Below are 14,361 nucleotides of genomic sequence, written 5' to 3' on the forward strand. Positions count from 1 at the left end.
CGCATGCAAAACACATGGACATATAAATCATTTTACACCCACCTGAATAAGGTAATGGGTGCATTGATTATTGCTTCCATCGTTTTGTTAGGATTAATTTCTACGAATGCAAATGCACATGAAAAGAGCATGAATGCATTTTATGGCTCAGATGTTTCTGTGCAAGTTGAAATCGATCATCATGCAGAAAATCACGAAATTACAAAAAATCATTCCACCAATCATGATATGCATGACTTGGAATGTATGACTTTTCAGTGCCATGCCTTGGCATTATTTGATTTTAATATCCTACAAGATGCATCAAACGATAAAGAAGAATATGTAAAATTCTTCCAGATGTTAGTTGATGCCGATCTTTCAAATCTAAACCGACCTCCAAGACACGTTTAAGCGCGTAGAAAGCTGCATTTGCGGCTTACGTGCGATCTCTCCCCTTGAAACTGGATTCCCAATGTTGGGAGTTCTTCAAATTTATCTATGGAGAAAAACGTGTTGAATACTCTTTTTACTAAAAAAATCGTGGCCGTATCATTGGCTTCTTCCTTGGCGTTATCTGCTGCAATTGCTTATGCGAGTACAGAAAGCCACAGTAATGATGAACATGGTGATAGCCATATGTCGCAAATGTCCTTTGGGGAGCCAGGCGACTTAACAGAAGTTAGTAAAACAATCGAAGTTACAATGTATGACAACTATTATGAGCCTGAGGAAATCGAGGTTCAGGCAGGTCAGACAGTTCGATTTGTTGTGAAAAACAATGGTGATTTATTGCATGAATTTAATATTGGCACCGCGTCCATGCATGCAAAACATCAAGATGAAATGGCAACCATGATGGCACATGGAATGATTGAGCCTGATAAAATCAATCACTCTATGATGAATATGGATATGGGGCATGGTGGTATGGCTCATAACGACGCAAATAGTGTTCTGTTGGAACCGGGTCAATCAGGTGAAATTATCTGGAAGTTTAATGAAGCATCTGAACTTCAGTTCGCTTGTAATATTCCAGGACATTATGAGTCTGGAATGATGGGGCCTGTTCACATGAAAAAAGAACATCACTCTTAAGCGTAGTGAGAGGAAGGGCATGTCTCTTCCTCAAAGACCATTCATTAAAAATGCGAGAATAAAAATGAAATCGTTTTCTTTTAAAAGAAATAGTGCTGCTGCGCTTATGACGTTAGCTGGCCTTTTCGCTTCGGCGGCACATGCCGAAACATATAATATTACTGTTGATAAGGTAAAAATTGATACAGGTGACTTCGTCAAAGACGGTATTGGATATAATGGTTCATCTCCTGGTCCCGTTCTGCGGTTTAAAGAAGGTGAAGATGTTACAATCAATGTCACAAATAACCTTACTGAAGATACATCCATTCACTGGCATGGTTTGATCCTTCCCTATCAAGAAGATGGGGTCCCTGGGATTTCTTTTGATGGCATTAAACCAGGTGAAACATTTACATATAATTTCCCAATCGTGCAGTCCGGTACATACTGGTTCCACAGCCATTCAGGGTTCCAAGAGCCAGATGGGGCATATGGGGCAATTGTTATTGAACCTAAGGACCGCGAGCCATTTAAATATGATCGAGAATATGTCGTTCAGTTGACGGATAAGCATCCGCATTCAGGTGATCGTATTATGCGTAATCTGAAAATGATGCCTGATTACTATAACCGACAACAACAAACCCTATTTGATTTCTTTAACGACGCAGATGAAAACGGCCTTGCCGATACGGTGAATGATCGTATGGCATGGGGCGATATGCGCATGATGCCTGCAGATGTCGAAGATCTTCAGGGTTTTACCCCTTTGATTAATGGTAAAAGTGCCGCAGGTAACTGGACAGGGTTATTTAAACCAGGCGAACGGGTACGTTTGCGCTTCATCAATTCATCTGCAATGACCTATTTTGATATCAAAATTCCAGGGTTGGAAATGACCGTCGTCGCAGCTGATGGAAATAACGTACAGCCTGTTAAAGTGGATGAATTCCGAATTGCTGTTGCAGAAACCTATGATGTTATCGTTCAACCAAAAGAGGATAAGGCCTATACAATTTTTGCGGCTTCCATGGGCCGTTCCGCATATGGGCGTGGCACCTTGGCAACCAAAGAAGGGATGTCTGCAGAAGTTCCTGAATTGGAAGAACGCCCATTATTAACGATGGCTGATATGGGAATGAATCATGCCAATATGTCTGGTATGGATCATTCTTCTATGTCTAATGATTCAGGTGTAGATCACGCTGCGATGGGACATGGCGATATGATGGCAAAAGCTGATGAAGAAGATCATTCAGCACATAACAACATGTCTCAGGAAGTTGATCATGCTGCGATGGGTCATACCATGCCAAAAGCAACGGATGCTGTTGATCCATTCTACGCGCAAGGTAGTGGCATTATGCCTAAAGCTTCCAATGGTGGAAAATTCCTGTCTTATTCAGATTTGAAAGCCCAAAAGCCTCTATATGAATACCGTGAAGCGACGAGAGAGATTGAGTTGCGTTTAACAGGGAATATGGAGCGCTATGTTTGGTCCATTAATGGCAAGAAATACGAAGATGAAGAAGAAATTAAGCTTAACTTTGGTGAGCGTGTACGCTTTAAATTCGTAAATGAAACCATGATGTCTCATCCAATGCATTTACATGGGATGTGGTCCATTCTGGATGTGGGTGCCGGAAAATGGAACCCTGTAAAACACACAATTAGCATTGCCCCTGGCACAACCGTTTACATGGAAACAGAAGTAGATGCCGAGGGTGAATGGGCATTCCATTGTCATCTTTCTTATCATGCCTCCGCAGGAATGTTCCGCCGTGTTGTGGTGGAAAAAGACGAACAAGTCACTCTTCAACTTGAAAACAATCTTTAAGAGGATAGAGGTATGAAATATCAGAATAATATCTTAGGTGCCTGTATTCTTGGTGCTACATTAGTTTCAATTACACCAGCATATGCAGAAATTGAGGCTGAAACATATTATGGCGCTCAGGTGGAAGAAGCTGAATATCGTTTTGGTGACGAAGGAGAGCGTCTCTTTGTTTGGAATACGGATGTATTCTATGGGACAGATGAACTCAAGCTACGTTGGTTATCTGAAGGTGAAATTGATACAAATGATGGGATACAGGAAGGGTTAGAAAACCGTGTGGTTTTACAAACTCCTATCTCGGATTTCTTTGATGCCAAAGTTGGCTTACGCGCGGATACGCCAGAAGGTGAAGATCGTTATTATGGCGTATTGGGTGTAACAGGCTTGGCCCCTCAATGGTTTGAAGTTGATGCCGATTTCTTCTTGAGTGAAAAAGGCGATACATCTGTTCGCTTGGATGTTGAGTATGAATTGTTGCTCACCAATCGATTGATTTTAACACCTTCACTGGATGTGGATTTTGCATTTAGTGATGATGAAGAAGTTGGTGTTGGATCTGGTTTATCCTCATCCGAACTTGGATTACGTCTGAGTTATGATGTGATTGATCGTTCATTCTCTCCTTATGTCGGCGTCGTACATGAACGAAAATACGGTAATACAAAGGATTTAGCGTTAGATGAAGGTGAAGATTCCGAAGCTTGGGCTTTAGTATTTGGGTCCCGATTTGTCTTTTAATATACAAGCTCTCTGTCGTTTACGGCAGGGGGCTTTCTCTTATGGAGGTCATTATGAATAAAAGGCATTTATTACATCTGCTTTGTATTGCGTTATGTGTTTCATTCATTGTTGGAATTGCAACTTTATCATCTGCACAGGCATCAAGTCCTTATCATGTGCAGATGCTGAATGAGCGTGGTTCAGAAAAATTTGTTTTCAACGAAGAAATTATCAGAATTTCTGTAGGTGATACGATAGTTTTTGAACCGACAACGAAAGGACATAATGCTGCTTCAATTAAAGCTTTAGCACCAGATCAAGCGACAAAATTTAAGACGCCTTATAACAAAGAAGCGGAAGTTACCTTTTCGGTTCCTGGAATCTATGGGGTCAAATGCACACCACATGCTGCTGCAGGCATGGTTGCAATAATTGTTGTTGGAGAAGAGATCGATTCCAAGGTTGATTTGTCAAAGGTTAAATTGCCGAAGAAAGCTAAATCTAAACTAGAACAGTTAATTTCCCAACTTTGATACGGAGTATAGAGGGCCGATTGATCGGTCCTCTTCGATTACATGGAATTTATTTACTCATATCACGATTTTTTCAAAGAGCTTTTTGTAGCTACATTTGGGGCAAATCATTGGTGGTTTCATTTTGTGATGCATACTTCAATGACATTTGTGCCTTTATCCCTATTGATGTTGTTAGGTCTTACATTTGTTAATCTTTATCGTCAAAAAGTAGCACATATAGAAAATGTTGAACTAAAAGATCGTGTAAAAGGCTGTTCAATAGGATGGCCAAAATATGTTAGCCGCTATCTTGTGAAATATACGAAACGAGGACAAATAGTTGTTACTTTCTTAGCGTTAATAGCCTTACCAATCTATTATGGGACGTTAGAATTACCCAAATTAATTATTAACCATGCCATTATTGCGGAACATTTTCCATTAGAATGGGGGAAGTTCACAATTGAAAAAATTGAATTCCTATTTCTGTTAAGTATCGGATATCTCATCCTGATATTGGGAAATGGATTGGTTAAGTTTATTATTAATACCTATAAAGGTGGTTTAGCAGAACGAGTGATCAGACGTTTAAGGCTTTCGGTTATTCGGCAATATAGGAAAGAAGAAAACTTAAATAAAAATTCAAACGCGATGATCCCAATGATCTCACAAGAAGTGGAGCCAATTGGGGGATTTGCCGCCGATATTATATCGATACCTTTGGTTCAAGGTGGCACCTTGTTGACCATATTCTTATTCTTTCTCATGCAAGATATGATCTTGGCTTTAGCTGCAATATCAATGTTACCCTTACAGATATTTCTGATTCCTCGTTTGCAAAAGAAGGTAAATATTCTAGCGAGAAAACGGGTCAAAGAAGTGAGGCATCTAAGTGAGCTATTGCCTGAAAAAGGTAAGATGCGGGAACAGTTTTTTTCTTTGCGCAAATTGCAATCCATTCGATTAGAACTATATCGCAAGAAATTCTTTCTAAAGGCACTAAATAACTTTTTGATAAGCATTACACCATTCTTTTTCTATTCAGTCGGAGGTGTTTTGGTTATTGAGGGTAGAATTTCCCTAGGCACATTAATCGCGGCTATTGCGGCCTATAAAGACCTGTCATCACCCATCAAAGAACTTCTTCAATATTATCAAAGATACGAGGATGTGAAGGTTCGATACGTGGATCTACGACATTATTTGAACGTCTAGAATATGATAATTTGGGTCTTGACCTTCCAGTAACTGGAACCTGTATGGTGGCTTTAATTTAAGGATTAAAGAGGTGTGATATGACTAATCTCAGTAAAGTTTCTTTTCCAATTGAAGGCTTGTCATGTGCAGGTTGTGTTGGCCGCGCCCAAACCGCGTTAAAAGAAACACCTGGTGTATTAGAGGCATCAGTAAATCTTGCAACAGAAAAGGCTTCTGTAACGTTTGATGCTTCAGGAAATGTTTTTGCACTTGTTAATTCATTGCAAGAGGCTGGTTATCCTGCAGGAAAACGGATGGTGGATTTATCTGTGGATGGGATGAGTTGTGCGTCTTGTGTTGGGAAGATTGAAAAAGCACTTTTAAATTATGAAGGCGTGGTCTCGGCTCAAGCCAATTTGGCAACGGAAATTGTTAAGGTCGAATATGTTCTAGGCATTACCTCCGACAAAGATATAGCAACGGTTGTTACAGATATCGGTTATCCGGCGACATTCAAGGCTCAAGCCCAGTTACAGGCAAGAGAAAAGAAGCAGAATGAAATACAGCGTATCAGACTTAATATGATGTTGGCTGCTTCATTAGCATTTCCCGTGTTTATTATTGAAATGGGTGGCCATATTTTTCCTGATTTTCATATGTGGATAATGAAACATGTCGGTCAAACGAACAGTTATCTCTTTCAGCTGTTGTTAACATCCATTGTAATGGCATTCCCTGGCCGAGATTTTTATATAAAAGGGTTTCCAGCTCTAATACGTAAGGCTCCTGATATGAATTCTTTGGTGGCCTTAGGAACGACTGCGGCATTTGGATATTCGCTTATATCCACTTTTGTCCCGTTTTGGTTACCTGAAGGCACTGCAAATGTTTACTATGAAGCAGCAGTCGTCATCATCGTTCTGATTTTATTGGGACGTTTTCTTGAAGCCAGAGCAAAAGGGCAAACCGGTGAAGCTATTCAAAAACTAATAGGTTTAAAAGCCACAGTAGCATGGATTGAACGAGATGGAGATATTATCGAGGTTGATGTGGGCGATATCTCACAAGGCGATATTGTGCATGTTAAGCCAGGGCAAAAAATCCCCGTTGACGGTATTGTAAAAGAAGGAATTTCGTTTGTAGACGAAAGTATGATCACTGGTGAACCTATTCCAGTGGAAAAAACTGCGAAATCTGAAGTCGTAGGCGGTACTATCAATGGTAATGGCGTGCTGGTATTTAAAGCAACTAAGGTCGGTGAAGAGACGATGCTAGCCCAAATCATTCAAATGGTTGAGGATGCGCAGGGGGCAAAGTTACCAATTCAAGGAATGATTGATAGAATTACCTCATGGTTTGTACCTGCTGTTTTGGTTTTAGCACTATTAACGATGATTACATGGTTACTCTTGGGCCCAGACCCTGCTCTTAGCTTTGCATTGATTGCCGCAGTGTCGGTTTTAATTATTGCGTGTCCCTGTGCTATGGGGTTGGCGACACCTACGTCAATTATGGTTGGTACTGGTAGGGCGGCTGAAATGGGCGTTTTATTTAGAAAAGGTGATGCATTACAAGCACTACAAGAAACTCAAGTTATTGCATTAGATAAAACTGGTACCCTGACGAAGGGAGAACCAAGCTTAACTGATATCAATGTTGTTGAAGATTTTGATCTTGATGAAGTTTTGGCAATTGTTGCATCGGTAGAAAAAACTTCTGAACATCCGATTGCACTAGCGATTGTGAAAGCTGCAAGTGAGAAGAAATTACAGTTAAGTAAAGTAAAGGATTTTGAAGCAGAGATAGGTTTTGGCGTAAAGGCCAATATTGGTGATCATTTTGTAATGATTGGTGCAGACCGGTACATGCAACGTGAGGGTATCTCTATCGATATCTTTGAGGAAATATGTGCAGGATTAGCACAGGAAGGTAAGACACCAATTTATGCAGCAATTGACGGCCAGCTAGCCGCAGTGCTTGCCGTTTCTGATCCAATAAAGGAAACAACCTCAATAGCCTTGTCTGTATTGCATGATATGGGTATGCATGTTGCGATGATTACTGGCGACAACCATAAAACTGCTCAAGTAATTGCGGATAAACTTGGTATTGATACTGTTGTTGCTGAAGTTTTACCTGAAGGTAAAGTAAAAGCGATTCAGGAACTACAGAAATCATTTTCACATGTCACTTATGTTGGGGATGGCATTAATGATGCGCCAGCCTTAGTGACTGCAAATGTTGGAATTGCGATTGGTACTGGTACTGATGTCGCTATCGAATCTGCCGATTTGGTCTTAATGTCTGGTGATTTAAGAGCTGTTACAAATGCGATAAATATCAGTCAAAAAACAATGGCAAATATTAAGCAAAACTTATTCTGGGCGTTTGGCTATAATGTGTTGTTAATCCCCGTTGCAGCAGGCGTGCTTTATCCAATAAATGGTATAATGCTATCACCAATACTTGCTGCCGGTGCAATGGCTTTATCCAGCGTGTTTGTTGTAACAAATGCTTTGAGATTGCGATGGGTGAAGTCCTATGCGTTTAACTGAGTGTAGATAAATAGTTTTTTAGATTCAGTTTACTAATCTACGCCAGTATTTGAACGTATGAACTTTGAACGAATAACATGTTTCGAAAGTGAGTGTATGAAATCGTTAATTAACTGAGATTAATAATATCGTGCTGACGTTATTTTGGTTATCAACAAATGGTAGAAACAAAGTCTCATCTTCTGTTCGACCGCCCCAGTTATTAGGCACATTTGATGGGTCATAGATATGGCACATGTTGTCAATGATGTATTGGTATGTCTCCAAGACATCGTGCCACTCATCGCCATGAAAATTATCATGCACGGTAAGTTTGGTTACATCGCGTCCCCGATGTTCCACTTCGCCAGTTCCTACTAATCTATAAAACCATTCTTTTGATGAGCCTGACACATCCACCATCGTGATCAAGGGTAAGAATGGTTTTAAATCAAAAGGCGATATTTGGTTTTTGTGTGGTATCGACGAATTTCGAGGTAATTCTTCCCACCAGTGAAAAACAGCAGTTAATTGAGCATCGCAATGAGACAAAAAGGATTTGTCAGTAATTTTATGTGAGGAAATTGTTGTCATTTCTCTGTGCAAGCTCAAGCCCTGTAAGGCAATAGTCAATTAATGGAAGGAAACCTAGCTGATTGGTTAGGGTTTTTCAACTGGGTGGGCGATTCACATTAACGTAATCGTGAGTTGAAAGTGAAGATTTTGAGGAATAGGTTCTATTTCATGCTTGTATTTCGGGATGACTTCATCAATTAGTTAAAATCGAAATATTGGTGTTGTGTTAACAGTCAATGCGAATTTGGAAAATGATGCGTCGCTTTTTTGCTTCATTCTTGATTTTTATAATCGCTCTCACAAATGTGGGGTTGGCGAATGAAAATCTTATGGGAAATGAAAGTAGTGTAGCTTCAAGCGGTTTTAATGCTCCTGAACATATGAATGGGGGTATAAACCATGAGGTTTCAGATGATCCTCTTTTTTCACATTCCCTATGCCAGCCCAGCGATTGCCCGATGGATATGTTGTCTTGTAACAACATGCAGACCTGCCAGTTTTCCCCAGTGATTGTGCCTATTATGATGTCGAATGCGAAAGATGTTGGACATCGATTTACTTATAGCTCATTGCTGCCTAAACAACTTTCCTCAGTTTTTTCCTCCAAACTATTCCAACCTCCAAAAGCCTGATCTTTCTATGTGAGCATGTTGGCTCTTTGATTGATTAATATTTTGTTTTTTGAGGTTAAAATTATGCAAGGACGGTATTTTGCATTAGCCGTATTGGCTGCGGTTATCGGCGTATCTGCGGGAATTTATACGGAAAGATTTGTACTTTCTGACAATATGGAAATGGCTGAAGGGCCTGAGATTTTGTATTGGGTTGCACCAATGGATCCAAATTTCCGTAAAGATGGCCCAGGTAAATCGCCTATGGGTATGGATTTAGTTCCTGTTTTTGAAGGTGATCAAGGTAGTGTTGATCCGGAAGAAATTCAAATCGATGCCAGAGAAATTAATGCTATTGGAGTTAGAACCGCTACAGCCCGCGTAGAACAGATTTCAACAGAAATTGAAACTGTGGGTTTCATTGGTTTTGATGAACATAAAACTAGTCATGTTCATTTGCGTGTGGAAGGTTGGATCGAAGAACTCAAAATTGGTTCTGTCGGAGATAAAGTTAAAAAGGGTGATTTACTTTTTAAACTATACGCACCGGAAATTACTATTGCTAGCTCTGAATTGATACGTGGTGTGAAAAGAAAGTCTTCAAGGGAAATTGATGCAGCAACTCGTAAACTAAAAAACTATGGTGTTTCCAAATCGCAGATTAAAAGGATGGCTAGTGCACCTGAGCCGGCTGAATATCTTGAAGTATACGCGCCACAAGATGGAATAATTACAGATCTAACCGCAGTGGAAGGAATGTATTTAAGACCGGATATTAGAGCCCTATCACTTACTGATTTGTCCAGTGTATGGTTGTTAGTTGATGTTTTTGAAAGAGATATACAAAAAATCTCAAAAACGATGATAGCTAAAGCAAAATTCGACCATATGCCGGGGCAGGAATTTGTCGGTGAGGTTGATTATATCTATCCAGAACTTGATGCGATGACACGCACATTACCTGTTCGACTCAAATTTAAGAACTCTGATGGCTCTCTTAAACCAAATATGTTTGGAGCAGTAAAACTTATTTCGGATAAGAGCCGCAGAGCAATCACTGTTCCTGCTGAGGCAGTAATCAGAACTGGCCGAGCAGAGCGCATTATTCTTAAAACGGGTGAAGGTACATTTCGTCCTCGTCTTGTTACAACTGGTATGCGTGAGAGTTTTGGTGATAATACCAGAACTGAAATTCTCCAAGGGCTGCAGTTGGGTGAGGAGGTTGTTACTTCTGCACAGTTCTTAATTGATAGCGAAAGTTCCCTTAGTGGTGGGATGCTTCGAATGGCACCTACTAAAGAAGTACCGGCTAATGGCAAAGGTATCCTCATTGCTAAAAATGAGAAAAATGGAACTATTATCATTGATCACGAAGAAATTACGTCGCTAGATTGGCCTTCGATGGAGTCGACCTTTGCACTCTCTAAAGAAGTAAATCTTGCATCCTTAGAAGTTGGACAACCTGTTCAGTTTGCTGTCGTTAGAGGTTCTGACAATCTCTTATCAATTCAAGAAATCAGAGATGATAATGGTGTGGAGGCTGAAGGAACTGGTGTTATCCATGCGGTTACCGCAGAAGGTAAAATCAATATCTCCCACGATCCAATTCCAGAATTAGGTTGGCCGTCTATGACAATGGATCTTGATATCGCAAATGTTGATCCGTCTAAAATTCCTTTGGATACACAAATCTCATTTGATTTAGTCAAAGACGCAAATGGAATGTTTGCGGTTTCTAACATTACTACAAATGAAGTTCCAATAGATAGTGAGAAGATGGAGATGGCTTCTATGGAACCAATGACGCACTCCTCTATGTCAGAGCCAGCAGGGTTAATTCAGACGACTGGTGTGGTGAATGATTTAGATATTCAAGCAAATACGGCGAATATTACACATGGACCCTTGTCCGATATGGGTATGCCGGGAATGACGATGGATTTTTCTATTTCAGAAAGTTTGGATCTAGAGACAATTCCATTAAACAAGGAAATAATAATTTATTTGGAAAGGCGGGATGATTTTTCTCTTTTACTCAAAAAGTTTGAGGAAGCATCATGATTTCTAAAATAATTGATATCTCACTAAAGAATAAACTAATTGTAGCTGTCTTAAGCCTTTTCCTAGTTTCAGCGGGTTTGTGGTCTCTTAAGACAACAGCAGTAGATGCCATCCCCGATCTTTCGGATGTACAAGTAATTATTAAGTCAAGCTATCCTGGGCAAGCTCCACAAGTGGTGGAAGATCAGGTAACTTATCCGATCACGACTGCCATGTTGGCGGTGCCAGGGGCTTTGGATGTGCGTGGTTTCTCATTTTTCGGGGACAGTTACGTCTATGTGGTTTTTGAAGATGGTACGGATTTATATTGGGCTAGGTCTAGGGTTCTAGAGTATCTCGCACAGGTTGAGACAAGCTTACCTGCGAGCGTAGTACCAGAACTAGGTCCAGATGCAACAGGGGTTGGTTGGGTTTATCAATACTCATTGATTGACCGTACAGGCAAACATGATATTGCCGAATTACGTAGTTTACAGGATTGGTGGCTGAAATACGAATTACAAACTGTTGAAGGTGTCTCTGAAGTTGCCACAATCGGTGGGATGGTAAAACAGTACCAAGTCATCATCGATCCTAATAAGCTGCGTGGATTTAATATTACTTTACCCCAAATTCGAGATGCCATTGAAACATCTAATCGTGAAACAGGCGGTAGTGTCATCGAGATGGCCGAAGCAGAATTCATGGTTCGATCTAAAGGGTATGTCGATGAGATTACGGATTTGAAAAAGGCACCGTTGATTGTAAATGAACGCGGTGCAGCTATTACCTTAGGTGATGTTGCTGAAATCCGTTTTGGCCCCGAAATGCGACGTGGGGTGAGTGAATTAAATGGTGAAGGTGATGCCGTTGGTGGTGTTGTTATCATGCGATGGGCTGGTAATGCTTTACAAGTCATTCGTGGTGTTCAGGATAAACTTGAAGAATTACAAACCAGCCTTCCTGAAGGTGTGGAGATCGTCACGACGTATGATCGGTCCGGCGTTATTGAACGTGCTATTGAAAATCTTCAGGATAAACTTACAGAAGAGTTTATCGTCGTCGTCTTGGTTTGCGGCGCATTTTTACTCCACTTACGATCCAGCTTAGTGATCGTTTTGTCGCTACCTCTTGGTATTCTCGCAGCTTTTGTAATAATGAAAATACAGGGTGTGAATGCTAACATAATGTCGTTGGGTGGTATTGCCATTGCCATTGGTGCAATGGTGGATGCGTCTATTGTAATGATAGAGGCTCTACATAGAAAGTTGGATGAAACAAAAGACGAAGCAACGAAACATTGGTTGCTTGTTGCTGAGGCGGCGAAAGAGGTCGGGCCAGCTTTGTTTTATTCATTAGCGATTATCACCGTTAGTTTTTTACCTGTTTTTGTGCTGGAAGCACAAGAAGGACGGTTGTTTAAGCCACTAGCTTATACAAAAACATATGCGATGGCAGCTGCAGCAATCTTATCTATTACACTAGTCCCAGTGTTGATGGGCTGGTTTGTTCGCGGAAAAATTATTTCCGAGAAAAAGAATCCGTTAAATCGGGCTTGTATTATTTTATACAAACCTTTTCTTGATGCTGCTGTAGCTTGGCCGTGGTTGACAATAGGAATTGCGATTACTTTGGTTTTATCTCTCATATACCCACTAAAAAATGTGGGTACGGAGTTTATGCCAACCTTAAATGAAGGTGACTTTCTTTATATGCCTTCACTTTATCCTGGAGTATCGATTGGTAAAGCAAGAGAAGTACTTCAACAAACAGATAGGCTTATTGCTACAATTCCAGAGGTTGAAACTGTTCATGGCAAATTAGGCCGAGCGGATACGGCAACAGACCCAGCCCCTCTGACTATGATTGAAACAACTATCAAACTGAAGCCAAAAGAGGAATGGCGAGAAGGCAGTACAATGAAATCCATTAGGGATGAACTGGATGCTCTTGTGCAAATTCCTGGTGTTACCAATGTATGGATACAGCCTATTAAAAACAGAATCGATATGTTGGCAACAGGTATTAAGACACCGGTTGGTTTGAAGGTTATGGGGCCTGATTTAAATGTTATCGAGACAGTTGCTATGGATGTTGAAAAAGCAATATTACAAGTGCCTGGAACGGCAAGTGTATATGCTGAGCGACCTGTAGGTGGACGATTTATTGAGGTAGATATTAATCGAGAAAAGGCAGCTCGATACAAGCTCAGTGTTGATGAGGTTCAAAATATTGTCCAAACAGCCATAGGAGGTGTAAACATTTCACAAAGTGTGGAAGGCCTTGAACGATATCCAATTAATATGCGATATCCGGCTGATTGGAGAAATAGCCCAGAGCGAATGGCTGAACTACCTATTGTAACTCCAAGTGGAGCTCATATTCCTTTAGGCAGTATTACTGAAATCAAAATTGTTGATGGTCCGGGTATGATACGCTCTGAAAATGCGAGAAGAACAGGCTTTATCTTTGTGGATATTGCCGGGCGTGATCTAGGTGGGTACGTAGCTGAGGCTCAACAAGTCGTGAAGACACAGGTGGATTTACCTCCTGGTTATTCATTAAGTTGGGCTGGGCAATATGAATATATTGAAAGGGTACAAGAAAAACTTCTTGTTGTTGCACCAGCAACAATTGCGATTATTACTTTGATGCTATTTATGGCCTTTAATCGTATTACCGAGGTTGCCATAATTTTGGCGGCGTTGCCAGTCGCATTAGCAGGCGGTTTCTGGTTTATTTGGTGGTTGGATTTTGATATTTCCGTGGCTGTACTAGTTGGCTTCATTGCTCTTGCAGGCGTGGCTGTTGAAACCGCTATAGTTATGTTGCTTTACCTTAATATTTCTTGGGAAAAAAGACGAAAACTAGCAGTAGAAGAAGGACGTTCTCTAAACAAAGCAGATATAGATTTTGCTGTGTTTGAGGGAGCTCTGTTAAGGTTGCGTCCTAAAATCATGACTGTTGCTACTATTTTTGCCGGACTTATCCCAATCATGATGGGACAAGGTACTGGATCAGAGATTATGCAAAGAATTGCTGCTCCTATGATTGGTGGTATGGCAACCGCAACCTTACTAACCTTGTTAGTTATCCCTTCAGTTTTTGTGATCTGGAAGGGTATGAGTTTGCGTTCTTCAAATGAGATATTATTGCAGGAACAGTGTTAGAAGTGGAACAAATAACATTATCAATTTTTGAATGCTCAAAGTACTAAGTAGTTTCGACTTATATTTTAAGTTTTTTTGGGCATAAGGCACTATAAACTGTAT

11 protein-coding genes are annotated in these 14,361 nt (G+C 40.5%); 10 read left to right on the forward strand and 1 reads right to left on the reverse strand.

Translation table 11 applies throughout. The features are described 5' to 3' along the window. The first annotated feature begins 54 nt into the window (after positions 1-54). From ACOQOA_RS16015 to ACOQOA_RS16045, 7 genes are all read left to right on the forward strand, one after another. Positions 55-393 (forward strand): hypothetical protein, encoded by a 339-nt coding sequence (locus ACOQOA_RS16015; RefSeq protein WP_420549604.1) that lies wholly within the window; start codon positions 55-57, stop codon positions 391-393. A 99-nt stretch (positions 394-492) separates the two neighbouring features. Further along, a complete protein-coding gene (locus tag ACOQOA_RS16020) occupies positions 493-1,077 on the forward strand; it encodes a cupredoxin domain-containing protein (RefSeq protein ID WP_420549605.1) in 585 nt (194 codons plus the stop codon). A gap of 64 nt (positions 1,078-1,141) precedes the next feature. Further along, complete coding sequence (locus ACOQOA_RS16025; RefSeq protein WP_420549606.1) at positions 1,142-2,896, forward strand: copper resistance system multicopper oxidase; 1,755 nt, start codon at positions 1,142-1,144, stop codon at positions 2,894-2,896. Positions 2,897-2,908: 12 nt separating this feature from the next. Beyond that, entirely contained in the window at positions 2,909-3,634 is a 726-nt protein-coding gene (locus ACOQOA_RS16030) for a copper resistance protein B (RefSeq protein ID WP_420549607.1), read from the forward strand. A 53-nt stretch (positions 3,635-3,687) separates the two neighbouring features. Next, on the forward strand, positions 3,688-4,149 hold the full coding sequence (locus tag ACOQOA_RS16035) for a pseudoazurin (RefSeq protein ID WP_420549608.1): 462 nt from the start codon (positions 3,688-3,690) through the stop codon (positions 4,147-4,149). A 126-nt stretch (positions 4,150-4,275) separates the two neighbouring features. Then, the gene (locus ACOQOA_RS16040; RefSeq protein ID WP_420549609.1) at positions 4,276-5,346 is read left to right on the forward strand and encodes a hypothetical protein; all 1,071 of its coding nucleotides are present in this window, start codon (positions 4,276-4,278) and stop codon (positions 5,344-5,346) included. An 80-nt stretch (positions 5,347-5,426) separates the two neighbouring features. After that, complete coding sequence (locus tag ACOQOA_RS16045) at positions 5,427-7,883, forward strand: heavy metal translocating P-type ATPase (protein WP_420549610.1); 2,457 nt, start codon at positions 5,427-5,429, stop codon at positions 7,881-7,883. A 105-nt stretch (positions 7,884-7,988) separates the two neighbouring features. On the opposite strand, the gene ACOQOA_RS16050 is transcribed toward ACOQOA_RS16045, so the two are convergent. Continuing rightward, the gene (locus tag ACOQOA_RS16050) at positions 7,989-8,456 is read right to left on the reverse strand and encodes a PAS domain-containing protein (RefSeq protein ID WP_420549611.1); all 468 of its coding nucleotides are present in this window, start codon (positions 8,454-8,456) and stop codon (positions 7,989-7,991) included. Positions 8,457-8,689: 233 nt separating this feature from the next. Between ACOQOA_RS16050 and ACOQOA_RS16055 the strand changes: the two genes are divergently transcribed. From ACOQOA_RS16055 to ACOQOA_RS16065, 3 genes are read left to right on the forward strand one after another with little or no spacing between them, the layout of a single operon-like run. Next, positions 8,690-9,070 (forward strand): hypothetical protein, encoded by a 381-nt coding sequence (locus ACOQOA_RS16055; RefSeq protein ID WP_420549612.1) that lies wholly within the window; start codon positions 8,690-8,692, stop codon positions 9,068-9,070. A gap of 30 nt (positions 9,071-9,100) precedes the next feature. Next, positions 9,101-11,110 (forward strand): efflux RND transporter periplasmic adaptor subunit, encoded by a 2,010-nt coding sequence (locus ACOQOA_RS16060; RefSeq protein WP_420549613.1) that lies wholly within the window; start codon positions 9,101-9,103, stop codon positions 11,108-11,110. Then, complete coding sequence (locus ACOQOA_RS16065) at positions 11,107-14,259, forward strand: efflux RND transporter permease subunit (RefSeq protein WP_420549614.1); 3,153 nt, start codon at positions 11,107-11,109, stop codon at positions 14,257-14,259. The genes ACOQOA_RS16060 and ACOQOA_RS16065 overlap by 4 nt, the downstream gene beginning before the upstream one ends. Positions 14,260-14,361: the final 102 nt, after the last annotated feature.

The organism is Curvivirga sp. (assembly GCF_965219885.1).
Lineage (GTDB): Bacteria > Pseudomonadota > Alphaproteobacteria > UBA8366 > Aestuariispiraceae > Curvivirga.